Below are 22,928 nucleotides of genomic sequence, written 5' to 3'. Positions count from 1 at the left end.
CATTAAAGGATTTTTTATGTCTAGAGTAAAAACACTGTCTTTTTTCACCGCACTTTCTGCCATTTCCACTAGCGTATTGGCGTCTTTACAACCACTGACCGTCTATACCGAGGAGTTCTTTGGGGCGGATTGGGGACCCGGCAATGAAGTCAAACAGCTTTTTGAAAGTGCCAACCCGCAATGTTCCGTTATCTATAAAGTCTTTGATAGTCGTAATACCATGTTTAACCGTTTACGTGTGGACGGTAAAAAAACGCCGGCTGATGTGGTGATTGGATTGGATAATTTCCAACAAGAGGCCGCACAGAAAAGCGGTTTATTTGCCAAAACTGCGGTGGATTTAACCGCACTTTCCTTGCCTTTTGCTTGGCAAGATCAAACCTTTATTCCCTATGAATTTGGCCAGTTTGCCTTTATTTATGATAAAAATAAACTGACTAACCCGCCGAAAACCTTGAAAGAATTAGTGGAACGCCAAGATTTGCGGGTAATCTATCAAGATCCTCGCACCAGCAGTATGGGACGGGGGTTTTTGGTTTGGTTAAATCAAGTTTATCCGCCAGATCAAGTGGAACAAGCATGGAAAACTTTGGCGAAACATACGGTAACGGTCGGAAAAGGTTGGACGGAAACCTATGGGGCATTTTTAAAAGGGGAGGCGGATGTAGTCTTTAGCCACAGCACGTCGCCGATTTATCACCAATTACATGATAAAACCGATCAATATATGGCCACCGAATTCAGTGATGCTGCATTGTATCAAGTGGATACCGTGGCGAAAATTGATAAGCCAAACAGCCCTGCGAATCAATGTGCCGATAAATTTATTGATTTTATGGTGAGCGCCGAGGCACAAAAGGTGTTAATTCCGAAAAATGTCATGCTTTCCGTCAGTTCAGCGAAAATTGAACCGCACTTTGATCAACTGAAAGCCCATCAATTTGAAGTGAAAGCCTTACCCTTTGATAACTTGACCGATCAGGCGATCAAAGGCTGGACGGAACAATGGCAAGCGGTCTTAAGTCAATAAACCTGTCCGCTTTTTGGGCGCAAGGTAAACAAACCTTTCGCCAGTTAAAAGGACGACATTATGTGAGCGGGCTACTGGTGTTTGGGCTGTTATTCAGCTTATACGCCAATAGCCTGTTTGCGGTGTTTGACTTCGGACGTGAAAGTTCACAGGGGCATGTGTGGCAACAGTTATGGCAAGCCGTGACCGAGGGACGTTATGTTCGCCAAGTCCTCTTTTTTAGTTTCTGGCAAGCGGGCTTATCCGCATTGTTATCGGTATTCTTTGGCGCTTGGTTGGCTCGGGCGTTTTTCTATCAACCATTCTGGGGAAAAAAGGCGCTGTTACGTCTGTTCTCGCTCACCTTTGTATTGCCCTCCTTGGTGGCGGTGTTTGGGATATTGGGCGTTTACGGCGCCTCGGGTTGGTTAGCGCAATTTTGTGCGTGGCTCGGTGTGATATGGCGACCAGATATTTACGGACTCAGTGGCATTTTGATTGCCCACTTGTTTTTTAATATTCCCTTGGCCATGCGGTTATTTTTGCAAGCCTATCAGGGGATTCCCATTCAACAACATCAATTAGCTGCGCAATTAGGCATTCGCAGATGGGCGTTTATCCGTTGGGTGGAATGGCCTTATTTGCGTCAGTCTATTTTGCCGGCCGTTGTGTTGATTTTTATGTTGTGTTTCACGAGCTTTGCTATTGTGTTAGTGTTAGGTGGTGGGCCGAAATTTACCACCTTAGAAGTGGCGATTTATCAGGCGATTATTTTTGATTTTGATTTAGCCAAAGCCACGCAATTTGCCTTGTTGCAAGGCATTTGCTTTTTTGTATTATTTGCCTTAAGCACGTTGTTAGGGCGAAATACCGAAACACAGTTAGATCAATCTCAGTATTGGGTGGCGAAACAATCAAGTGCGGTGAAATTCGGCCACGTTTTTTTATTGCTGTTGTTTTCAGTTTTTTTGTTACTCCCTTTACTGAATACCTTGTGTCGTGCGGTATTTTCCCCTGCCATATTATCTGTTTGGCAACAATCTGCTTTATGGCTAGCCATGGGCTATTCGTTCACCCTTGCCCCTTTATCTGCGTTATTGGCCTTATTGTTGGCGGTAGGGCTGTTATTATCTTCACGTCGATTACAATGGATTGGCTTATCTCGTTTTTCTAATGGCGTGATCAATATTACTTTGGTCATGCTCGCTGTTCCCATGTTAATGTTGGCAACCGGTTTATTTTTGTTGTTGAAAGAATGGCAATTTTCCACCGCACAATTATTTGGATTAATTATTTTATGTAATGCCGTACTCGCCTTGCCTTTTGTTATGCGAATTTTGGCGGTGCCGATGACACATAACCTGATTTATTATGAACGCCTTTGCCAATCGCTCGGCGTGACAGGTTGGCAACGGTTCAAATGGATTGAATGGCAAGCCTTGCGTCAGCCGGTGAAATATGCCTTTGCGTTGGCGAGTTGCTTGTCCTTGGGGGATTTCACGGCGATTGCCTTATTCGGCAATCAAGATTTTAGTTCCTTGCCTTATTTGCTTTATCAACAATTAGGTAGCTATCGAGGCGAGGAGGGCGCCGTGACGGCATTGGTGTTGTTAGTGAGCTGTTTTGTCGTGTTTTCTTTGGTGGAAAGCGAAAAATCTGTCTAATTATTAATAAGGTTTAAGATAAAAATCAGGCGCCCGAGTTGGGCGCCTGATGTCATTATTTCTTCGTTTCCGCCGAACGATAAAGATGCAATTTATAGGCATAACTTCCCCATAGCGAGTAGGCTAAGGCTTGTTTTTGCATTGTTTCATTGTTGGCGATTGGGGTTAAAGTGGCGCTGTCTTTCGCATAAACATAGCTTTCGGCCGGTTTACCTTGTTGTAAAATCGCCGCCTCTAACTGGCCATTTTGCATACGCATGTAACCAAAGGTTTTATCATATTGCATTAAGGCACGGTTTGGATCTGCGGGTTGGGTGAGATCATAGCCGAGCATTGGATAATTGCCACTGACGCCAATTAATGAAAGGAGCGTCGTTGGCATGTCAATTTGGCTGACTAAACGAGGGTCACGTTTTGGAGCAATGTCTTTACCCAAAATCAATGCCGGAATATGGAAATGTTGAATTGGCACCAAGGCGGCACCACCCACACGAGAATCATGATCAGCGATAATCAAGAAAATCGTATCTTTCCAATAATCCGCTTTTTGGGCTAATTCAAAGAACTGTCCCGTGGCAAAATCGGCATATTTCGCCGCATTATTTCTTGTGGCTTGCGGTTGTTCGTAGAGTTCAATTTTATCCGCTGGAAATTCAAAGGGATCGTGATTGCTTGAAGTGAACACTAAGCTAAAAAACGGTTTGCCTTGTTGGTGTAATTGACTAAAGGTTTCATGGGCTTTCGCAAACAAATCTTCATCACTGACGCCCCAAGTGCCGGTGAAATTGGGATTGACGTAGTCTTTTTCATCAATAATTTGTTGGAAACCATTGCCATAGAAAAAGCTCGCCATATTATCGAAGTGTTTTTCACCGCCATAGATGAAAGAGGTATGATAACCTTGTTGGCTGAGCAGTTCGGCAATGGTGAAAAAGCCTTGTTGACTGCCGGGTAATTTCACCACGGAACGGGCAGGCGTTGGCGTAAAGCTCGCCGTGACGGCCTCAATACCTCGTACAGAACGGGTACCGGTGGCATATAAATTTTCAAATAACCAACCTTGTTTAGCGAGTTCATCAATTTTCGGCGATAAAGGTTTGCCCCCTAATGTACCAATAAATTGTGCGCCAAGGCTTTCTTCCAAAATAATCACGAGATTTTTCGGTTTGCCTTGATAGGTAGCTTGGTTGTGGGTAAGTGTTGGTAATTCGGTTGAAATATAATCGGAATCTGGGCGGTTGCGTACAGATTTTAAGGTGCTAATCACTTCTTCTAATGGCATTTTCCCGTAGATTTCCGCTGCGTTGCCCTCGTCTTTCATTTGTTGCACCGCAAACAGCAAGGAATAGCCAGAACTCAACACCAAGGAATTCACCAAGGGATCGGGTGAAAAAGCCACCATAGCGGGATTAATCCCACGATGTTGTAAACTCGATCTGGCGCCTAAAAAGGTGATCCCACCGATTAATAAAAAGACCAACGGGCGAGTGATTAAATTCCCATGCCATTTCGGGTAAGCCACATTTTTAAAGGCATAATTAGCCAATTTCCAAAATAAAAAGGCACAAAGTGCGGTTAAAATGGGGGCAGAAATTAAAGCACTTAAATGCCCATTCCACAGCATGGTAAACACTTCTTTCGGGCTAGATAAGTATTCAACAAAGAGGCGATTAGGACGGAGATCGTAAGTATTAATAAAGGCCGGTGTGGCAAATTCCATAAATAAAAAGAACGTGCTTTCAATCACCAAACCAATTTTGACGATAGACTGAACAACCTGTCCCGCTTTTCCTTTGCCACTGAATAAAACGCTTAAAATAATCAGCGGAGCAAAAAGCCAACAGAGTGCAGAAATATCAATACGCACACCGTTTAAAAGGAGTTGGAACCAATTTCCCAGTTCACCAATACGTTCACTTTGCCATAAACCAAGGGCAACACGGCTGATCGATAAGAGAATCAAATTGGTGAGGAAAAAAATAAATAAAGGATAAAGAGGACCTGAAATACGTTTGAACATAGTGAATTTCCTTGAATTTAATCCCTGTCTTTGTTTCCTGAAAATCTATAAATTTTTAGCAAAATGGCAAAAACGAGCGTAATTTTTGGATATAATACTGGTTTATCTTTACGCCCGTAAACGGGGCCCCGTCTGAACCGCCTTGGCGAGTTGAAATTTTTAGGTAAAATCGCCTTGTCTGAGCGTAGCGAGTTGCGATTTTACCGTTAAGAAAATTTCAACCAAGCCAAGAAAAGCGGTGAAGTCGGGGTGTGCTTTTCTTTGCCTACTTTCTTTTACACAAGTAAAAGAAAGTAGGGTCGCCAACGGCGAAACCCGTTTTTATTACGCCAAAATACGATCTAATTCCGCACTCACTTCTTCCACCTTTTGGGTGCCATCTAAACGAAAATACTGCGTATCACTCGATTTCGCCTCAGCCTGATAATAATCCACTAACGGCTTAGTCGTACTGTGATAGACTTTTAAGCGATCTAACACGGTTTCAGGTTTATCATCCGCACGAATAATCAAATCTTCACCCGTCACATCATCTTTACCCTCCACTTTCGGCGGGTTGTAAACCACATGATAGCTACGGCCAGAGGCTTGGTGTACTCGGCGACCGCTCATACGTTCAACGATCACTTCATCTGGTACATCAAATTCCAACACATAATCAATGCGAATGCCGACGGCTTTTAATGCGTCTGCTTGTGGAATAGTGCGTGGGAAACCGTCTAATAAAAAGCCGTTTTCGCAATCGGTTTGGGCCACACGGTTTTTCACCAAGGCAATAATTAAATCATCTGGGACTAATTGCCCTGCGTCCATTAAGGTTTTGGCTTGTTTACCTAAATCTGTTCCCGCTTTAATGGCGGCACGTAACATATCACCGGTTGAAATTTGTGGAATACCGAATTTATTCATAATAAATTGCGCTTGTGTTCCTTTTCCAGCACCAGGGGCGCCTAATAAAATAATGTTCATTATGTTCTCCAATAATTAAAAAAGTAAAATTTCAGACAATATAACCTTATCTCGGTCATTTGACAAGTAGGCGTATTATAGGGGAAATTTTCATATTCTCTTAGCGATAATTGAGATATGATAATGGATTGACGATATTTTAGGCTTATTAATAGGACGTAAGAATGACAGTTTCTTTATTCACTTGTTCAGATTTAGCCACTGAGGCTGATTTTGTGCATTTTCAACAACAAATTCATCAATTAGCCCAAGCCATGCAACTTGATCTCGCTCAATATGAGATAGATCATGTGGCGATTCGAGTAAATAGTGAAGATAATGCTAGAAATTGGTTGGCGTTATTGACGAAGTGCGGTACAATTTTAAGCGATAATATCGTCAATGGGCGGCGCATTTATTTAATTCTGTTAGATGCACCTTTGCACATTTTGGGGCAATCCGTGGATATTGTCGAATTACCGTTTCCTAAAAATACCTGTTATCCTTTGGAATCATGGGAACATATTGAGATTGTCATGCCATTTAATGAGGGGGAAAGTATCTCACAATGGCTTTGTCGTCTTGAAGAAAAATTTTTATGGAACCAATTAACAACTCTACATGTCAAAGTGAGTGAACCAAAAGTCGAGGGTGAGCAATTGCCGAATCCCTCTATTGCTGTGAGTTTTGCCGATAAACGTGAAAATCCAGTGTGTATCAAGGTTCACCCCTATAACATTAAAACGATTATTGAGGTTTAGTGAATGAAAAAAATTACCTTAGCATTAGCAGTATTCGCTGCTATGGGATTATCTGCTTGTGCAAATCATAATGCGGATGATAATTCTTATAAAGGTACCGTGTTAGCAACACAATACGAAGGTAACAACTTAAAATTAGTGGTTGCACAAGATAACTGTGACTCAAACAAAGCGGACAGTACCGCACAGCAAACAACAGTCACTGTACAATACAATTCTGATATTGTCGTGGGTTCTTGTGTGCGTGTATCAGACAATGGCGTAGATAACGTATCTCGTTCAGAATCTCGTTCTTGGTTATCAAGAACAGGAATCTTTTTATAATTTAAAGGTTAAATCAATATGAAAAAAATCACCTTAGCGTTAGCCCTTTTTACCGCAATTGGCGTGACAGGTTGTGCTAATACTGACATTTACAGTGGTGATGTGTATTCTGGTAATCAATCCAAAGAAGCACGTTCAATTTCTTATGGTACTATTGTTTCCGCACGTTCTGTTAAAATTCAAGCAGATAACCAAGGTGTGATTGGTACTGTGGGTGGCGGTGTGCTTGGTGGTATTGCAGGATCTGGCATCGGTGGCGGTACAGGCCGAGGCGTTGCAAGTGCAGTTGGCGCCATTGCTGGCGCCATGATTGGGAGTAAAATCGAAGAAAAAGCGTCTCAAGTGGATTCTTTAGAGCTCGTGATCAAGAAAGATGACGGTAATGAAATCGTGGTCGTACAAAAATACGATGCGAGCCTGACGGTAGGGCGCAAAGTGCGTATTGTCGGTGGTTCAACACTGAATGTTTCTGCCATGTAAACATTGATTTACAGAGAAAAAACCCTTTGACAATGTGCAAAGGGTTTTTTATTAGCCAATTTGTTTAACTGGATGAACGCTTAAATAAGTGCATTAAAGGGAGCACAACAATACAACAAATGGCACCAATCAATAAGCCTACTACCAATTCAGTTAACCAAGACAACTGACTGCTCATTTGCAAACTTTCAATAAAATGATGTAGTACGGGCAAATAATGCACAAAAATTCCCCCACCAACTAAAAACATGGCAATCACCCCAATAACCGAGAGGGATTTCATAAACCAAGGCATAAAAAACAGTAAGAATTTACCGATTTGTTGTGCAACAATATTGTCTTTTTTGATTAACCATAAACCAATATCATCGAGCTTAACAATCAGCCCGACCAAACCATAGACGAAAAAGGTAATACCGATGCCCACCGCTAATAAGGTTAAGATTTTGGTTAATATATCGGCCTCTTGAATAGAACCTAAGGCGATAATAATAATTTCTGCCGACAGAATAAAATCGGTTTTAATGGCGCCTCGGATTTTTTCTTTTTCATTGCTTTGAGAAAGCGTTGAAGTGCGGTCTATATTTTCGTGATTTTTCGCAAAGAACGTATGAAGTAACTTCTCCATCCCCTCAAAACACAAATAGGCACCGCCGATCATTAATAGAATATTAATTAAAGACGGTAAATAAATGGCCAACAATAAGGCAAGGGGAATTAAAATCGCTTTGTTCCATAAGGATCCTTTTGCCACCGCCCACACAATCGGCAATTCTCGACTGGCCGCCACATCTTTACCACTGACTTGAGTGGCATTGAGGGTTAAATCATCACTGATCACGCCAACCGTTTTTTTGGCGGCCATTTTGGTCATTAATGCGACATCATCTAAGACTGCAGCAATATCATCAAGTAAGGTAAATAAGGAACTAAATGCCATTTTTACTTCCTATTATTGCCAATTTTCACGTTTGGCTTTTTGCAATTTTGCATAAGCCGCTAACAATTTTTGATGTGCTTCAAATTTTTGCAAATGTTCATCATCAGCTAATAAATCATAGAATGGATTACCACCATCAACAGCAGACCAAGCAAAATCCACCGCACTTTTGCCGTACATTTTCTCAAACACCTCACGATATTGTTCAGGATCACGAGTTTCGTCTAGGTATAATTCAATCGAACTGATTAAACAACGATAGTAGTTGGCACGTTCTGGCGTGAAAACGGAGCTGTTCATATTATATGTCCAGTTTGCCCAGTCTAAGGCTAATTCTAAATCGCCTAATGCCAGATAAAGCATGGATTTTAATTCCCCTACTCGTAAGGTCGTCCAACCTGAATTTGGTGGTGGCACGATACCGATAAATTCACGTACACGAGTGGCATCATCAATGCCTTGATCGTCTAATTCATCCAATAATTCTTGATAAGTCTCTGCATCATGGTGGAAGTGCGGTAAATCTAATAGGATTTCTCGCCATTCCATGCCCATATTATTATTGGCGTAAACCAAATCATCCGCAGGGTAAATATCCGACATTGACGGCACGATAATACGACAAGCATACACATCTAAGTGATTGTAATCCATGATATAGACTTCTTTACCGTTGGCATTAAAGATAGACATGAGATTATGATATTCTTGTTCCGTAGTGCCTGAAAAATCCCAATGTACAAACGGATAATCGGCTTGTTGTTTAAATAGATCCCATGAAATTAAGCCACTGGAATCAATAAAGTGTGTTTCTAAATTGGCGTGTTCTGCCACATCATCATTATTAAAGGACGGTGGCGTAAACACATCAAGATCTTTTAAACTACGACCTTGTAAAAGCTCTGTCACTGTTCGCTCAAAAGCCACTTGGAAATTAGGGTGAGCACCAAATGATGCAAAACAAGTGCCGTTATTCGGATTCAATAAAATCACACAAATGACCGGATATTTTCCCCCCAATGACGCATCATAGGCTAAAATCGGAAATCCCTCTTGTTCAAGTTTTTCAATCGCTGCTTGAATGCTCGGATATTGTGCGATCACATTGTCTGGAATTTTCGGTAAGCTAATCGCCTCGGCGATAATACGGTTTTTGACATAACGTTCAAAGACTTCGGATAAACCTTGCACTCGAGCCTCGTTTTTGGTGTTACCAGCCGACATTCCGTTGGAGACATACAAATTAGCAATAATACTTTGTGGAATATATACGGTTTGTTGATCCGATTGACGCACATAAGGCATGGCCACAATCCCACGATCATAATTACCGGATTGTAAATCCACTAATAATTCAGGGGTAAGTTCTCCTTCGGGATCGTAATAGCCGAGTAAATAGTCGTCTAAAATCCCGTCGGGTAACAGATCTTCATCTTCAATTTCAAACCATTTTTCAGTCGGGTAGTGAACAAAATCGCCATTGGCAATGTCTTGTCCTAAATAATAATCCGCAAAGAAATAGTTGGTAGAAAGACGTTCAAAATATTCACCTAGAGCGGAGGCCAAGGCCGCTTTTTTGCTTGCTCCTTTACCATTGGCAAAACATTGTGGACAATCTTTGTCACGTACATGCACAGACCAGACATTAGGTACAGGATTAAGCCATGAGGCTTCTTCAATATTAAAACCAAGTGCGGTTAATTTTTGTTGAAATTTTGCAATACTGTCTTCAAGGGCAGCGTCTTTGCCGGGGATAAAGGTTTGTGTCATGAAATTTTCCTATTAGTTAATTTGTTAAATAAATATTGGGTTTCGCCCAAAGGGCGACCTACTTTTTTTGCTGTTTAGGTGTGGATTTCGCCCCACTGGGCGACCATACTTTCTTTTGCTTGTGCAAAAGAAAGTAGGCAAAGAAAAGCACACCCCGACTTCACCGCTTATCTTTGCTTATTTGGTATTTTTTTAACGCTAAATTTTGAACTCGCTACGCTCAGACATGCAAAATTTAGCTAAAAATACCAAAACGCAAAGGCGGTTCAGACGGGGCCCCAATTTGATCGAGCGTAATGAAAGTGCGGTGCAAATATAAAAAATATTTTTAAATTTACAAATTAAATAAAATAACGCTCTAATAAACAGGGCCCCGTCTTTGCCGCCTGAAAATTCATAAATTTTTAGGAAAATGGCGGCTGTCTGAGCGTAGCGAGTTCAGCCATTTTCCGTTAAAAAAATTTATGAATTTTCAGGAAACAAGGCAAAATCGGGGTCGCCTTTCTTTTTGCTTACTTTTTCTTTGGCGACGCAAAGAAAAAGTAAGTCGCCCATCGGGCGAAACCCCGATTAAATCCGACACACCCCAAGATCAAACACCTTATTATGAAACTGATGTAGTGTACCACGATGTCCAATACTTAACACAATCATATTCGGTAATTTTTCTCGAATTTTACGATAAAGAATATATTCCGTTGGCTCATCCAGTGCAGAAGTCGTTTCATCTAAAAACACAATATTCGGCTTGGTTAAGAAAATCCGAATAAACGCCACACGTTGTAATTCCCCAGGGGAAAGGGTAGCTTGCCAGTCATTTTCTTGATCCAACGCATGAATATAATTACTCAAACGGCATTTCTCCATATAGCTTTCCAAATCGGCATGGTATGGATCGATATTCGGATAACAAATTGCCTGACGTAACGTACCTTGTGGCATATAAGGGCGTTGTGGCAAAAATAGCACATTGGCATTGCATGGTCGTTCACAATAACCAAAGGTTTCAAAAGGATAAATTCCGGCAATAGCTTTTAATAACGTGGTTTTGCCCGCCCCAGACGGCCCTTGAATTAATAACGCATCACCGGCATTTAGTTCTAAATTGACCTGTTGTAACAAGACTTCGCCCTGTTGATCTTTTAAGCCAAAATCTTGTAAACGAATGCCCAAGCCACATTCCGTTGGTTGAACAATTTGCTCATTATCCAGTTCATCTAGGGTAAACATAAAACCATATAAACGGTTTAAACGTGCTTGATATAAGGTAAATTGTTCGTAAAACAAACGAAAAAACGACAATGCACGCATTAACCGGTTAAAGGCTTGCACGGTTTGATGCATGTCGCCCAAGGTGGCAAGCCCTGCAAAAAACCGGGGAGATTGCAACATTAAGGGCAAAATCATGGCGAATTGAGTGACGCCAGTATTAAAACCGTCTAAGCCTAACATACGACGCACGATTGCCCAACGGTTTTCAATAATCGTATTAAATTTTGTTTTTAAGTGGGCTTGTTCTTGTTTTTCGCCGTCATAAAAGGCAATACTCTCCGCATTATCTCGTACTCGAATAAGCGAATAGCGATAGTCCCCAGCATATTTTTCTTTGGCATAATTGAGTTTAATTAACGGATAACCAATCCACACGGAAAGGGCGGTCGCCATGATAATAAAAATGTAGATAAAAAACACCGCACCTTTAGGAATGTCGAAACCAAACAGGGGCAATAGACCCGATAATCCCCACAAAATCAGGGTAAATTCAATGATCGATACGAGTGAACCGATAACGCCATCCAGTAAATCAACGGTGCCAGTAATAAATTCTTTGGCATCTTGTTCAATACGTTGATCGATATTATCGGGCAAGTCTTTTTCGTATTTAATTCGATAGTAATTTTTATTTTGTAGCCAGCGATTGAGCATTTGTTCGTTCATTTTTTCTAACCAACGAATCTCAAACACCTGACGCACCAAATAATTTAAAATAGAGTGGATAATTTTAAAGCCGACCAACATGGCATTCAGCAATGCGAAGAACCAAAAGGCCTCGGCTTTTTTGTCTTGTAATGAACTGTATAATCCATTGTAAAAGAAAGAGTTAAGTACACTAATTCGGACTTCTAATAGAATAAATACCAACAATAGCAGTATCAAACCAAGGGTTTTAAGTGGATGGCTATTTTTGACGCAAGGCTGGGTAATGAGCCAAAATTTTTGCCCAAAAGGCGTTTTTCGCAATAAAAGTGCGGTACAAAATAGCCCTAAACTGAGCCAACAGAGGGCAGAAAGTAGCCAAGTAAAACTGTTATTTAATTCTGTTTGCCAGTTCATAATATATCCGATAATACAACAAAAGGGGCAGTTTAGCCGCCCCTTATGAATAAGTCAAAATGTAAATTAGAATGAGTATTCAACCGTTGTCCAATAGGTTCTTGGCATACCTAATACCGCAAAGCTACGGTCGTATTGACCACGTTGGACTTGCCAGTAGGCTTTGTTGAATAAGTTTTCCACTTGCGCTCTTACGGTGATAGCGTGACCATTACCTAATTGGGTATGGTATTTCGCTCCTGCGTCCACTAAAGTGTATGATGGGAAAGCGTAAGTTTTTTGCGAATCTTGGTAAGATTTACCAAAGTGTTGTACATTGGTGCTTAAGGTTAAGCCTTGGATAAATGGTGTATCCCATTCAATGCCAGCTTTACCCACCCAACGTGGATTTGCCACTTGATAACCATCGACCAAATTGTCAGCATAGTTTGGATAATCTTTCACTTTAGATTGTAAGTACATAATGCCTAAACTTGGACGCACCGTTTTATCTAACAGGTTCGCATAGATATTAAACTCAATACCACGGTTGCGTTCGATACCTTGGGAATCCCCAGCCGATGCACCCGAATTAGCGAAGTCCGTACCGCTTGTTGTGTTACCACGCCAGTAACCTTCACGACGAACTTGGAATACGTTGAGTGAAGTGACGACATCACCCCAGTTTTTACGCACACCTAATTCTAATTGACGGCTAACACGTGGTTTTGACATTGTTGTATTACCACTGTCATCGGTTTTAATGTCCGCAGGTTCTAAATCTTCCATATAGTTACCGTAGAACACGAGGTCAGGGTTAGGTAAGTAAGACACCATAAACATTGGGCTAAAGCGATGTGCATCACCTTTCGCTTGTGTGATATTATTTTTATAAGATGCCCATTGGAAACGACCACCTAAAGTGACACGGAATTTATCTTCCGCAAAGCCAAGTGTATCTGATAGAGCAAGGCTGTTTGCACGGATCGTTGCATCTAAGTTTGGATCAGTTTCAAAACCATTACTAAATACATTGCCTTGTGGAATGTTAGCTAATTGTTGGGCTAAAGTTTGGCCTGCTGCATTGCCATAAGGATAAATGGTTAAGTTTTGGTTTGGTGCTTGAGATGTACCACGATAGGTTTGACGACGACGATCAATGTGATCGAATGAGGTACTCCAGTTGTGGCTTACTGAACCTGTTGAGAATTCACCGCGAGCGGCTAAGTTACTGCTTAAGGTTTGGAAACGTTGATCGGTCATACGAGAACGTCCCGCATTGTAAGATTGACCATCTGTAGATGGGGTAGCAGAAGCAAAGTTACCATAATAACGAGCATCGTTATAACCGACTCCGCCCGAAATTTGGAAGTTATAGTCTGTATAGTAGTCAAAGGTCAGCATATTGGTTTGACTACGGGTATCTTGTGCTTGCCAACTTGGTTGAAGATTATTTTCACCGTCTAAGGCATCAAATAAACGTCCTTGAGCATTTTGAATATCTTGAATACGTGCACGACCGCCCTCGGTTTTACGTTTCGCATAGAAACTATCGAAAGACACATAAAGTTTATCGCCACTATAATCCGCATTTAAAGAAAATTCTTTATTGTCTTCCCAGTAGCCTGTGCGAGGGGTATCGCCTTCACGCATTTTACCATTCACACGCACACCGAATTGTTTTCCATCGCCAAAACGTTGACCTAAGTCAAATGTACCTTGTAAACGATTGTCGCTGAAATAGCCTACACCCACTTTACGGTTGCCTTGATCACTGGCACGTTTGGTTTCAATATTGACGGCTCCTGCTGTTGCACCCTCTGGATCCATGCCTGAAAGTGCGGTGTTTCCGCCTTTAATTAATTGTACAGAGTCCGCATACACGCTTGATGTGCCTTGTGTACCGTACATGCCAGCCAAGCCGTTAACGCTAAATTGACGAGCATCTAATTGATAACCACGGAAATATAAACCGGTTAAGGTATTGGTTTCACCACCAAATTGCCATGTTGAGGCATCTTTTTTTGCCACCACGTCAACAAGGGTGCGAGCTTGTGTATCATCTAACACTTTTGAATCGTATTTGACTACCGTCACAGGGGCGGTGAAGTTAGTGGCACGACCTAATAAACCTAAGTTTACGCTGTCTTGCAATTTACCGTCACTGGCAACAGAATAAGAACGATAGCTTGCTGGTTCGTGAATACTGTCAGAAACTTCAATCGCATCAAGTTGTTCTGTTGCTTGCTGAACGGTTTCAGCAAAAGCACCAAAAGAAACACCGGCGAAAAGTGCGGTGTAAACAACGCTAAATTTAAATGTGGAACGCATTAGGTTATCCTTACATAAAGTTCATAAAAAAATAGTCTAAAAAGTAGACCGCTTAAAAAAGTTGGGCGATTATAAAGTAAACGATAATTTATTGCAATAACCTAATAAGATTTATTATCATTTTAATAAAAAAGAATGGATAAAAGTGCGCTAATGGTCCTGCTAAATTTAAATAGTTGCAATTCATTGCAGTTTATAGCATAATCCGTCCCCTAAGCATTTTATGCTTATCCTATGGAAACCTTTTCGGTCTTTCGCAATGGTGTCTGGTTTACCCGGTCAGGTTCGGAAGAAAGCAGCCAAAGTCAGAATTTCTGTGTGCCGAGAGGAGCTGGAAAGGTTTCCACCTTTTTTTACCGCACTTTTCTATTTAATCTGTTCTAATTTTGTTAACAACTGTTCATCCGATTGGCGTTGTATTTTCCACATGCGATATAACAACAGAATCGCCGCCGCAGTCAATGCCACCACAAACCCAATCCAAAAGCCTAATGCTCCCAAATGCGGTACGATAATATCAGTCATAGCCAGTCCATAACCAATCGGCATGCCTAACACCCAATAGCAAAAAATTGTGATATACAAAATGGCTTTGGTGTCTTTATAACCCCGTAACACGCCACCGGCGACAACTTGCAAGGTGTCGGAAAATTGATAGAGGGCAGCGATAATTAACAGGGAACTGGCTAAGGCAATCACGCTCGTGTCAGTGACAAATAATTGCGCAATTTGTTCTCGCCAGAATAGGGTGACAAAAGCGGTGATAATAGTGATATTCAGCCCGACGGCAAAGGCAATATAAGACACTTTTTTTGCCTCAGACGGGGATTGTTCGCCTAAGCGTTGCCCCACCAAAATCGTGGTCGCCATGCCTAAGGACATAGGGAACATAAACACAAAAGAACTGGTGTTTAAGGCGATTTGATGACTGGCCACCATGGCGGTGCCTAGTGGCGATAAAAATAAGGACGTCAACGCAAACAAGGCCACTTCGGCCCAAAGGGCGACCGCAATGGGAAAACCGAGTTTGAGTAATTTTTTGAGCGTTGTCCAATCAGGTTTTTCAATCATCTGATCGAAAAGGCGAATATCACGCAAATGGCGAGAACGGCGGCTGTATGCGATCATCATGAAACACATTGCCCAGTTCACAATAGCCGTGGCAATGCCACAACCGACTGCCCCGAATGCGGGTACACCGAATTTGCCGTAAATAAACACATAATTAAGCGGAATATTCAGTAATAAGCCAATAAAGGTAATCACCATGGCGGGTTTGGTTTTCGCCACGCCATCATTGAGGCAACGGAAATTAATCAACAATAAATACGCCGGCAAGCCAAACAACATGGCATGTAAATAACCGACAGTAATCGTTGCCAAACGTTCTTCCATCTGCATGGCGTGAATAATCAGATCACTGTGATAAATCAGCCCGCCCAATGGCAAGCAAACCAGCAGAATAATCCATAAGCCTTGGCGTACTTGATGGGCAATGCGAGAACGTTGATTGGAACCGTTTAAATAGGAAATGGTCGGCGGGAGGGCGAGTAATAAACCATGCCCAAATAATACCAAGGGAAACCAGATGGATGCCCCCACGGAAATGGCCGCCATATCTGCGGCACTGACTCGTCCTGCCATAATGGTGTCCACTAATCCCATGGAATTTTGGGCGATTTGAGCGAGCAAAATCGGCATGGCAATTTGAATTAATTTTTTTGCTTGCGCATGATATTGTGGCCAATGGTGAATTTTTTGCATACAGAATCCGAGTTTGCTTTATAATAGAGAAAATTTTTAATTCGCTAAGTGAGTTTATATGTTTACAGGTATCGTGCAAGGTATGGCACAACTTCATTCTATCATTGAAGAAACTAATTTTAGAACACATCAGATAAAAATGCCACAGGAATTACTGGCTGACTTACAACTCGGCGCCTCGGTGGCACATAATGGCGTATGTTTAACCGTCACCAAGGTGGACAATGATCTGGTGAGCTTTGATTTAATGACTGAAACCCTACGTATTACCAATTTAGGGGAACTAAAGGTTGGCGAATGGGTCAATATTGAACGAGCCATGAAATTCGGGGCAGAAGTGGGCGGGCATATTTTGTCTGGCCATGTGTATTGCACCGCCCAAATATCCGCCCATAAAGTGAGCGAAAATAATCTGCAAATTTGGTTTGAATTGCCAGATGAAACGGTGATGAAATATATTTTAACCAAAGGCTTTATTGCGGTGGATGGGATTAGTTTGACCATTGGCGAAGTGAACGGTAAGCAATTTTGTGTCAATCTGATCCCCGAAACCCTTGAACGGACGATTATTGGCAAAAAAATGGTAGGAGATCGAGTAAATATTGAAATCGATCCGCAAACACAAGCCATTGTGGACACCGTAGAACGTTATTTAACCACGAGAATGTAAATGAAAAAAATCCTGTTATTTTTCACCGCACTTTGGGCTTTTAGCCAACAGGTGTATGCACATCCGCATGCGTTTATTGGCATGAGAACCACGCCATTGGTGGAAAAAGACGCATTAATCGGTTTTTCGGTGAAGTGGTTGCTAGACGAGGCCAGTTCTGCTGAACTTTTGTACGATTTGCAAGTGGCACACAACGATCCAAGTGTTAAACAAGCCATTGTGGATGACATGATTAAAAATACGGTATCGGAACATTATTTTAGCTATCTCTATGATAAACAAGGCAATCGAGTAAAATATACCTCGCACCCCGCCCATTATGATATTCAAGCGGTAGGGAACCAAATTTTATATCAATTTGATTTCTTTTTATCTCAACCGCAGCCCTTAAAAGACAGTGAGTTTATCTTGATGATTTACGATCCGACCTATTATGTGTCTATGTTCTATGACAATAAAAGTGCGGTGGATTTTAGCAAACTTCCGTCAAATTGCCATGGCGATATGGTGGATCAAACTGTGGATGAAAAAACCAAACAATATGCGAAATCCTTAGATAAAACCCAACGAGAGGCGGATTTTTCGCTAGGTAAAGAATTTGCTCAAAAAGTGATTTTGCAATGTCAATAACGGTCAAAAAATTCAAAACCCTGTTGTTATTATGTCTGTTAATCGCAGGCATCACGTTGCTATTTCCCTATTTATTTAAGCAAGTCGTGCTATGGCAACGGGAATTTAATCAACTGTTATCAGACAATCTACATCAAATTAAACAAGCCCCAATTTATGCCGGCACCAGTCTAATTTTGGTTAGCTTTGGCTATGGCGTGTTTCATGCGCTAGGGCCGGGTCATGGCAAATTTATTATGACCAGTTATTTGTCGCTACATGAATCCAAAATTCTCGCGAGCATGCGGTTAGCGTTTTTTTCTTCCTTAATGCAAGGCGTGGTGGCGATTGTGGCGACCAGTATTGTGGTGGTGCTGTTAAATTTATCTTCGTCTTATTTTAAAGCCAGTCAACTTTGGCTTGAACGAGGCGCTTATGCTTTGATTTTCTTACTGGGTTCGCAATGGATAATTCAAAGTGGCAAAAAAATTTGGCAAATTCAACGCAAGCCAAAAATTCTGCAAATTAAACCAGTCGCCGATAATCAGATTTTAAAAAGTGCGGTGCAAAATCCGCCAGTTTTTTTCTCTCATATTCATGATGAAAATTGCGGTTGTGGGCATCAACATTTGCCTGCTGAAGATCAACTTAGCCAAGCCAATAGTTTAAAATCACAATGGTTGATTATTTTAAGCATTGGCATGCGACCTTGTACAGGGGCGATTTTTATTTTATTTTTATCCTATATGCTCGATCTTTATCTGTGGGGCGTGGTGGCGACAATGGCCATGGCGGTAGGAACGGGAATGACGTTATCTAGCTTTGCTTTAATGGTGCAATACGCCCGAAAAACCGCTGTTCGGGTAGGAAAATGGTATTTATCACCCACCGCCAAAAGCCAATTTTCATACTGGCTAAAACTGGCTTTCGGTTTGCTATTAATGGGGTTTGCCGTGAGTTTGATTTATGCCACCACTTTGCAGAGCAGTGGCGGCGCAGGATTATTTGGGCGGTAAGTTAAACTTCTGTCTTATCCTTAAACTCACATAAATCTTCAATCAAGCACGATCCGCAACGGGGTTTTCTGGCAATACAAGTATAACGACCGTGCAAAATCAGCCAATGATGAACATCCACTTTAAATTCCGCTGGCACGACTTTAAGCAATTTTTCTTCTACTTTCACGACATCTTTACCTGGTGCAAAGCCTGTGCGGTTAGCCACTCGGAAAATATGGGTATCTACCGCAATAGTCGGATGTCCGAAAGCGGTATTAAGTACCACGTTGGCGGTTTTTCGTCCTACGCCTGCCAAGGCCTCTAAGGATTCACGATTTTCAGGCACTTGCGAGCCGTGTTTATCTATTAAGTCTTTGCAAGTTTTGATGATATTTTCGGCTTTGCTGTTAAATAGTCCAATGGTTTTGATGTACGCTTTCAAACCGTCTACGCCCAGGGCATGGATTTTTTCGGGCGTATTTGCCACGGGGAACAGTTTGTCGGTGGCTTTGTTTACCCCTTTGTCGGTGGCTTGAGCGGATAAAATCACTGCAATAAGTAGCTCAAACGGCGAACTAAAATTTAGCTCGGTCGTTGGGTGCGGATTGTTATCACGTAACCTTGTTAAAATTTCAATACGTTTTTGTTGGTTCATTTTTTCTGTTCAATCTTATTCTTAAACGCCAAAATCAAGCCTAAACCAATAAACGCCCCTGGGGGCAAAATGGCGAGTAACAGATTGCTGTCATGGTGAAAAAGCTCAATGCGTAACACTTTCGCCCAATCACCAAGCAATAAATGGATACCGTCAAATAAGGTGCCATTACCGAAAATTTCACGTAATGCGCCGAGTAAAAACAGGCTTAAGGTCATGCCTAAACCCATGGCAAAGCCGTCAAAAGCAGAATGTAATAGGGCATTTTTGCTCGCAAAGGCCTCGGCTCGTCCGATTACGATACAGTTGGTGACAATCAGCGGAATAAAAATCCCCAAGGCTTGATAAAGACTGTATGTGTAAGCATTCATCAGCAGTTGCACCACGGTTACGGTGGTGGCGATAATCATCACATAAATCGGAATACGAATTTCGTGAGGAATTTGCTTGCGAAACAACGACACCATGGTGTTGCTGCAAATTAACACAATCATGGTCGCCAAGCCTAAACCTAGGGCATTTGTGGCGGAATTGGATACCGCCAACAATGGACACAGGCCGAGCAGTTGCACGGTGGCAGGGTTGTTTCGCCATAAGCCTTGCAGAAACAGGCTCCGCCAAAGGCTTTCGGTTTTTTCTGTCATAATATTCTCTTTACCCTCACCCTAGCCCTCTCCCAGAGGGAGAGGGGATGGTTTTGAGGGAATTAAATTCTTTTTGAAAATTATCTCACCCGAAAAGAAGAGCTATTTTTTAGGATCGATAAATGTTAATTATCCATTTTACGTTCCCTCTCCCTTTGGGAGAGGGCTAGGGTGAGGGTCATCAATTCCCCAACACCGCCAACGCACTGCGTTTCACTTGATTCACCACGGCTCTTGGTGTAATCGTGGCTCCAGTAAACTGATCAAATTGCCCGCCATCTTTTTTCACCGCCCAATCGGCAAGATTTTCTTGGCTGATTTTTTTATGGCTAAAACTTAAAATCCAATCGGAAATGCGTGTGTCAATTTTATCCCCGAGTCCAGGAGTTTCGTGGTGTTCTAATACTCGCACGCCTAAAATTTCGCCATCAGGGGTCATGCCAATTAATAAACGAATATTACCCGAATAACCATCTGGTGCCGTGGCCTCAATGGCATAAGCGGAAAGTTTTCCGTTTAAAAGTGCGGTGCAAATTTTATCAATTTCTCGGCTATTGGATAGTTGGCAATTTTGCATCACGTCATTGTCAAAATAGGCTTGCGGAATCACTTGCAATAACAAGTCATGCTGTTGCTTGGCAATCACCGCATCAATTTTATCTTTGGTGAGTAAATACACGCCCCCCGAAATGGCGGAACAGAGTAGGGCGACAAAACCAAGTAACAGCCCATATTTGCTGATAATTTTCCCCATATTTATGATCTTCTCCCTTGCCCAATTTGATGCCCCGCCACTCTCGGACGGCTGTAATGGTCAATTAACGGCACGCAAATATTCGCCAGTAAAATGGCAAATGCCACTCCGTCAGGGTAATTGCCGTAGAAACGAATTAAACCCACTAACAGGCCGGCTAATGCCCCAAAAATCAATTTGCCTTTTGGCGTAATGGAGGCACTGACGGGATCGGTGGCGATAAAAAATGCCCCGAACATGGTTGCTCCGGTAAATAATTGCCAAATAGGACTGGTGGCATGAGGTGAAAGCACAAAATTCAGGCAAGCTAAGGCAAAAAGTGCGGTTAAAAACGCCACAGGAATTTGCCAATGAATGATTTTTTTCCAAATTAAAAATAGCCCACCCAGTAAAAATGCCAAATTGACTTGCGTCCAACCGATACCGTTCAAGCCAGAACTGAATGGCAGAATATCGCTGAAAATCGGCGATTGGCTTAAATCTTGCAGAGAAAATACCGCACTTTTCATTGCTGTTTTTACCGTGTCTAACGGCGTCGCAGAGGTGATTCCGTCAATACTTGCGACTAATTGATGTAGACTAAAGCCGTCGGTGGTCATGCCCGAAAAAATCAAACGGCAACTGTCCGCCAAGGTCGGTGGTTCGTTAAGCAAGGAAAGTGGCGGTAACCAAGCTGTCATTTGCACCGGAAAAGAGATCAACAACACCACATAGCCCACCATAGCAGGGTTAAAGAGGTTTTGTCCCAATCCACCATAAACATGCTTACCTAAAATTACCGCACAAAATGTGCCGATTAAAATCACCCAATAAGGCGCATAGGGCGGAATCGCCATGGCTAAAATAAGGGCGGTTAATGTGACACTAAAATCGGCAATATAAAATAAAGCCGGTTTTTTGCGTAAATAGGTGACGCCATATTCCAATAGCAAGGCAAAACTCACCGCCAACGCCACTTGAATTAACACCCCAAAGCCAAAGAAATACATCTGCACACCCAACGCTGGTAGCATGGCAAATATCACCCACAGCATAATGCGAGCGGTGAGCTTGCCCGAATGGGTATGAGGGGAACTGGCAATTCTAAACATAGTATTCCTTTTCGTTTTTATGGGCGGTTTCGCAAGTCTTAGGCAATGGCATCAATGCCTTTTTTCTGTACAATATTCAACAATTTCAACGCCGCCCCCGTAGGCTTTTTCACCCCACGCTCCCACGCTGAAACTAGACTTTTACTCACATTTAAATGAAGTGCGAAAGTGCGTTGTGAAATGCCTTCTTTAGAACGAATCTCGCAAATTTCGTTGCTAGAAAGTGGGTGTACAGGGACAAGGCAACTTTTGTCAAATTCTTTCATCGTTTTTTCATCAACGGCACCAATTTCATATAAATCCACCACGTGTTCGTGGATTTGCTGTGCGATAATACTACGATATTTCATTGTTAATCTCCTTAAGAAAGATTTCTATTAATTTCCCTTGTTTAAGGTAACCTTCAATGGTTGCATTTGAATAATTAAAATACATTTTCGCCAGTTTTTTTAGATCAAGAAGATCTTCTCTGGAAATATTTTCTTTATCACTTTTCTCAAAAATAGATACAAAAAAGCAATTTTGGTTAATTTTATAGAAAATCAACGAACGATAACCCGAAGATCGTCCTTGTCCCTGTTTGGCGATACGTTGTTTGATGACGTTTCCGCCTAAATCAGCATCAATTAAGCCTTTTTCGGCTCGCTCAACGGCATCAATCAGTAAACTGTCGTCAATGCCTTTTTTATTCGTAAATTCCGCAAAGGCTTTGGTTTTAAATAATCGCATAATTATCCGTTATCTCTCTTGTAATGGCAAGGTGAGATTGACGGTAAATTAGAACGCACATTTTACCTAACAAGAAATCTCAATTTTGGAATAGAGATCACAAAATTGAGATTTTTATGGGGTAAAACAGGGGGGCAAATTTTCTCATTACTCTGCGTTGTTGGGATTATTTTTAGCCTGTTGAGCGGCTTTTTTTGCTTTCGCTCTTGCAATCGCTGCCGCCACCGCTGCTTTTTTCGGATTCACTTCAGCGTTGGTTTCGGTTTCTAGTGGTTTTTCAGCGATTGGCTCAACAGCTTGATTTTGTTGAGCTTGTTTTTTGGCTTTTGCTCTTGCAATCGCTGCCGCTACTGCTGCTTTTTTCGGATCCACTTCAGCGTTGGTTTCGGTTTCTAGTGGTTTTTCAGCGATTGGCTCAACAGCTTGATTTTGTTGAGCTTGTTTTTTGGCTTTT

Annotated in this window: 21 protein-coding genes, 1 other RNA gene and 1 pseudogene; 9 read left to right on the top strand and 14 right to left on the bottom strand. The window is 41.8% G+C overall.

Going from position 1 to position 22,928, the window contains the following annotated elements; all coding sequences use genetic code 11:
* Nucleotides 1-16: 16 nt before the first annotated feature.
* Both thiB and thiP read left to right on the top strand, forming a co-directional pair.
* Nucleotides 17-1,030 carry a thiamine ABC transporter substrate binding subunit gene (gene thiB / locus ACTG7Q_RS06225; protein WP_439241990.1) on the top strand — a complete coding sequence of 338 codons (1,014 nt, stop codon included), beginning with the start codon at nt 17-19 and terminating at the stop codon, nt 1,028-1,030.
* Complete coding sequence (thiP, locus tag ACTG7Q_RS06220) at nt 1,006-2,673, top strand: thiamine/thiamine pyrophosphate ABC transporter permease ThiP (RefSeq protein ID WP_439241988.1); 1,668 nt, start codon at nt 1,006-1,008, stop codon at nt 2,671-2,673. Before thiB ends, thiP begins: the two co-directional genes overlap by 25 nt.
* Before the next feature lie 55 nt (nt 2,674-2,728).
* On the opposite strand, the gene ACTG7Q_RS06215 is transcribed toward thiP, so the two are convergent.
* Both ACTG7Q_RS06215 and adk read right to left on the bottom strand, forming a co-directional pair.
* Nucleotides 2,729-4,693, bottom strand: a complete 1,965-nt coding sequence (locus ACTG7Q_RS06215; protein ID WP_439241986.1) for an LTA synthase family protein — start codon at nt 4,691-4,693, stop codon at nt 2,729-2,731.
* Between the two features lie 324 nt (nt 4,694-5,017).
* Nucleotides 5,018-5,662: an adenylate kinase gene (gene adk / locus ACTG7Q_RS06210; protein ID WP_439241984.1), complete on the bottom strand. Its 645-nt coding sequence runs from the start codon at nt 5,660-5,662 to the stop codon at nt 5,018-5,020.
* Nucleotides 5,663-5,826: 164 nt separating this feature from the next.
* Here adk and ACTG7Q_RS06205 point away from each other — a divergent pair, with 164 nt between their 5' ends.
* From ACTG7Q_RS06205 to ACTG7Q_RS06195, 3 genes are read left to right on the top strand one after another with little or no spacing between them, the layout of a single operon-like run.
* On the top strand, nt 5,827-6,402 hold the full coding sequence (locus tag ACTG7Q_RS06205; RefSeq protein WP_439241982.1) for a VOC family protein: 576 nt from the start codon (nt 5,827-5,829) through the stop codon (nt 6,400-6,402).
* A gap of 3 nt (nt 6,403-6,405) precedes the next feature.
* Nucleotides 6,406-6,726: a hypothetical protein gene (locus ACTG7Q_RS06200; protein WP_439241980.1), complete on the top strand. Its 321-nt coding sequence runs from the start codon at nt 6,406-6,408 to the stop codon at nt 6,724-6,726.
* Nucleotides 6,727-6,744: 18 nt separating this feature from the next.
* Nucleotides 6,745-7,206: a glycine zipper 2TM domain-containing protein gene (locus ACTG7Q_RS06195; RefSeq protein WP_439241978.1), complete on the top strand. Its 462-nt coding sequence runs from the start codon at nt 6,745-6,747 to the stop codon at nt 7,204-7,206.
* Between the two features lie 64 nt (nt 7,207-7,270).
* Here the strand turns inward: ACTG7Q_RS06195 and ACTG7Q_RS06190 are convergent, their stop codons facing one another.
* The 4 genes from ACTG7Q_RS06190 to ACTG7Q_RS06175 form a co-directional block, all read right to left on the bottom strand.
* Nucleotides 7,271-8,146 (bottom strand): DUF808 domain-containing protein, encoded by an 876-nt coding sequence (locus ACTG7Q_RS06190; RefSeq protein WP_439241976.1) that lies wholly within the window; start codon nt 8,144-8,146, stop codon nt 7,271-7,273.
* A gap of 12 nt (nt 8,147-8,158) precedes the next feature.
* Entirely contained in the window at nt 8,159-9,916 is a 1,758-nt protein-coding gene (gene ycaO, locus ACTG7Q_RS06185; protein WP_439241974.1) for a 30S ribosomal protein S12 methylthiotransferase accessory factor YcaO, read from the bottom strand.
* A gap of 570 nt (nt 9,917-10,486) precedes the next feature.
* The gene (locus tag ACTG7Q_RS06180; protein ID WP_439241972.1) at nt 10,487-12,250 is read right to left on the bottom strand and encodes an ABC transporter ATP-binding protein/permease; all 1,764 of its coding nucleotides are present in this window, start codon (nt 12,248-12,250) and stop codon (nt 10,487-10,489) included.
* Between the two features lie 66 nt (nt 12,251-12,316).
* Nucleotides 12,317-14,560: a TonB-dependent receptor gene (locus ACTG7Q_RS06175; RefSeq protein ID WP_439241970.1), complete on the bottom strand. Its 2,244-nt coding sequence runs from the start codon at nt 14,558-14,560 to the stop codon at nt 12,317-12,319.
* A 243-nt stretch (nt 14,561-14,803) separates the two neighbouring features.
* Between ACTG7Q_RS06175 and ffs the strand changes: the two genes are divergently transcribed.
* An RNA gene (gene ffs, locus ACTG7Q_RS06170) (signal recognition particle sRNA small type) lies at nt 14,804-14,901 on the top strand.
* A gap of 25 nt (nt 14,902-14,926) precedes the next feature.
* Here the strand turns inward: ffs and ACTG7Q_RS06165 are convergent.
* Nucleotides 14,927-16,324 carry an MATE family efflux transporter gene (locus tag ACTG7Q_RS06165; RefSeq protein ID WP_439241968.1) on the bottom strand — a complete coding sequence of 466 codons (1,398 nt, stop codon included), beginning with the start codon at nt 16,322-16,324 and terminating at the stop codon, nt 14,927-14,929.
* Nucleotides 16,325-16,382: 58 nt separating this feature from the next.
* Between ACTG7Q_RS06165 and ACTG7Q_RS06160 the strand changes: the two genes are divergently transcribed.
* Genes ACTG7Q_RS06160 through zevB form a run of 3 tightly spaced genes read left to right on the top strand, consistent with a single transcriptional unit; the run spans nt 16,383 to nt 18,619 of the window.
* Nucleotides 16,383-16,994: a riboflavin synthase subunit alpha gene (locus ACTG7Q_RS06160; RefSeq protein WP_439241966.1), complete on the top strand. Its 612-nt coding sequence runs from the start codon at nt 16,383-16,385 to the stop codon at nt 16,992-16,994.
* Nucleotides 16,995-17,624, top strand: a complete 630-nt coding sequence (zevA, locus tag ACTG7Q_RS06155) for a zinc transporter binding subunit ZevA (protein ID WP_439241964.1) — start codon at nt 16,995-16,997, stop codon at nt 17,622-17,624.
* Nucleotides 17,615-18,619 (top strand): zinc transporter permease subunit ZevB, encoded by a 1,005-nt coding sequence (gene zevB, locus ACTG7Q_RS06150; RefSeq protein WP_439241962.1) that lies wholly within the window; start codon nt 17,615-17,617, stop codon nt 18,617-18,619. The genes zevA and zevB overlap by 10 nt, the downstream gene beginning before the upstream one ends.
* A gap of 1 nt (nt 18,620) precedes the next feature.
* Here the strand turns inward: zevB and nth are convergent, their stop codons facing one another.
* The 7 genes and pseudogenes from nth to ACTG7Q_RS06115 all read right to left on the bottom strand — a co-directional run.
* Entirely contained in the window at nt 18,621-19,256 is a 636-nt protein-coding gene (gene nth / locus ACTG7Q_RS06145; protein WP_439241960.1) for an endonuclease III, read from the bottom strand.
* Nucleotides 19,253-19,900, bottom strand: coding sequence for an electron transport complex subunit E (locus tag ACTG7Q_RS06140; protein ID WP_439241958.1), 648 nt, complete (start codon nt 19,898-19,900; stop codon nt 19,253-19,255). The genes nth and ACTG7Q_RS06140 overlap by 4 nt, the downstream gene beginning before the upstream one ends.
* Before the next feature lie 181 nt (nt 19,901-20,081).
* Nucleotides 20,082-20,654, bottom strand: coding sequence for an electron transport complex subunit RsxG (gene rsxG, locus ACTG7Q_RS06135; protein WP_439241956.1), 573 nt, complete (start codon nt 20,652-20,654; stop codon nt 20,082-20,084).
* A 2-nt stretch (nt 20,655-20,656) separates the two neighbouring features.
* Nucleotides 20,657-21,745 (bottom strand): electron transport complex subunit RsxD, encoded by a 1,089-nt coding sequence (gene rsxD, locus ACTG7Q_RS06130; RefSeq protein ID WP_439241954.1) that lies wholly within the window; start codon nt 21,743-21,745, stop codon nt 20,657-20,659.
* A 38-nt stretch (nt 21,746-21,783) separates the two neighbouring features.
* Nucleotides 21,784-22,095 (bottom strand): helix-turn-helix domain-containing protein, encoded by a 312-nt coding sequence (locus ACTG7Q_RS06125; protein WP_439241952.1) that lies wholly within the window; start codon nt 22,093-22,095, stop codon nt 21,784-21,786.
* Nucleotides 22,082-22,474: a type II toxin-antitoxin system RelE/ParE family toxin gene (locus ACTG7Q_RS06120; RefSeq protein WP_439241950.1), complete on the bottom strand. Its 393-nt coding sequence runs from the start codon at nt 22,472-22,474 to the stop codon at nt 22,082-22,084. The genes ACTG7Q_RS06125 and ACTG7Q_RS06120 overlap by 14 nt, the downstream gene beginning before the upstream one ends.
* A gap of 147 nt (nt 22,475-22,621) precedes the next feature.
* Nucleotides 22,622-22,928 (bottom strand): annotated as a pseudogene (locus ACTG7Q_RS06115) (electron transport complex subunit RsxC); the annotation flags it as partial.

Source organism: Lonepinella sp. BR2474 (assembly GCF_051851555.1).
Lineage (GTDB): Bacteria > Pseudomonadota > Gammaproteobacteria > Enterobacterales > Pasteurellaceae > Lonepinella.
This window is presented reverse-complemented; position numbering and strand designations above follow the sequence as displayed.

Excerpts from the sequence above, each read along its gene's own strand:
- zevA (WP_439241964.1), top strand. The coding sequence starts at position 16,995 with ATGAAAAAAATCCTGTTATTTTTCACCGCACTTTGGGCTTTTAGCCAA.
- ACTG7Q_RS06215 (WP_439241986.1), bottom strand. The coding sequence starts at position 4,693 with ATGTTCAAACGTATTTCAGGTCCTCTTTATCCTTTATTTATTTTTTTC.
- ACTG7Q_RS06195 (WP_439241978.1), top strand. The coding sequence starts at position 6,745 with ATGAAAAAAATCACCTTAGCGTTAGCCCTTTTTACCGCAATTGGCGTG.
- nth (WP_439241960.1), bottom strand. The coding sequence starts at position 19,256 with ATGAACCAACAAAAACGTATTGAAATTTTAACAAGGTTACGTGATAAC.
- adk (WP_439241984.1), bottom strand. The coding sequence starts at position 5,662 with ATGAACATTATTTTATTAGGCGCCCCTGGTGCTGGAAAAGGAACACAA.
- ACTG7Q_RS06200 (WP_439241980.1), top strand. The coding sequence starts at position 6,406 with ATGAAAAAAATTACCTTAGCATTAGCAGTATTCGCTGCTATGGGATTA.
- rsxG (WP_439241956.1), bottom strand. The coding sequence starts at position 20,654 with ATGGGGAAAATTATCAGCAAATATGGGCTGTTACTTGGTTTTGTCGCC.
- ACTG7Q_RS06205 (WP_439241982.1), top strand. The coding sequence starts at position 5,827 with ATGACAGTTTCTTTATTCACTTGTTCAGATTTAGCCACTGAGGCTGAT.
- rsxD (WP_439241954.1), bottom strand. The coding sequence starts at position 21,745 with ATGTTTAGAATTGCCAGTTCCCCTCATACCCATTCGGGCAAGCTCACC.
- thiP (WP_439241988.1), top strand. The coding sequence starts at position 1,006 with ATGGCAAGCGGTCTTAAGTCAATAAACCTGTCCGCTTTTTGGGCGCAA.
- thiB (WP_439241990.1), top strand. The coding sequence starts at position 17 with ATGTCTAGAGTAAAAACACTGTCTTTTTTCACCGCACTTTCTGCCATT.
- zevB (WP_439241962.1), top strand. The coding sequence starts at position 17,615 with ATGTCAATAACGGTCAAAAAATTCAAAACCCTGTTGTTATTATGTCTG.
- ACTG7Q_RS06125 (WP_439241952.1), bottom strand. The coding sequence starts at position 22,095 with ATGAAATATCGTAGTATTATCGCACAGCAAATCCACGAACACGTGGTG.
- ACTG7Q_RS06175 (WP_439241970.1), bottom strand. The coding sequence starts at position 14,560 with ATGCGTTCCACATTTAAATTTAGCGTTGTTTACACCGCACTTTTCGCC.
- ACTG7Q_RS06160 (WP_439241966.1), top strand. The coding sequence starts at position 16,383 with ATGTTTACAGGTATCGTGCAAGGTATGGCACAACTTCATTCTATCATT.
- ycaO (WP_439241974.1), bottom strand. The coding sequence starts at position 9,916 with ATGACACAAACCTTTATCCCCGGCAAAGACGCTGCCCTTGAAGACAGT.
- ACTG7Q_RS06165 (WP_439241968.1), bottom strand. The coding sequence starts at position 16,324 with ATGCAAAAAATTCACCATTGGCCACAATATCATGCGCAAGCAAAAAAA.
- ACTG7Q_RS06120 (WP_439241950.1), bottom strand. The coding sequence starts at position 22,474 with ATGCGATTATTTAAAACCAAAGCCTTTGCGGAATTTACGAATAAAAAA.
- ACTG7Q_RS06180 (WP_439241972.1), bottom strand. The coding sequence starts at position 12,250 with ATGAACTGGCAAACAGAATTAAATAACAGTTTTACTTGGCTACTTTCT.
- ACTG7Q_RS06140 (WP_439241958.1), bottom strand. The coding sequence starts at position 19,900 with ATGACAGAAAAAACCGAAAGCCTTTGGCGGAGCCTGTTTCTGCAAGGC.
- ACTG7Q_RS06190 (WP_439241976.1), bottom strand. The coding sequence starts at position 8,146 with ATGGCATTTAGTTCCTTATTTACCTTACTTGATGATATTGCTGCAGTC.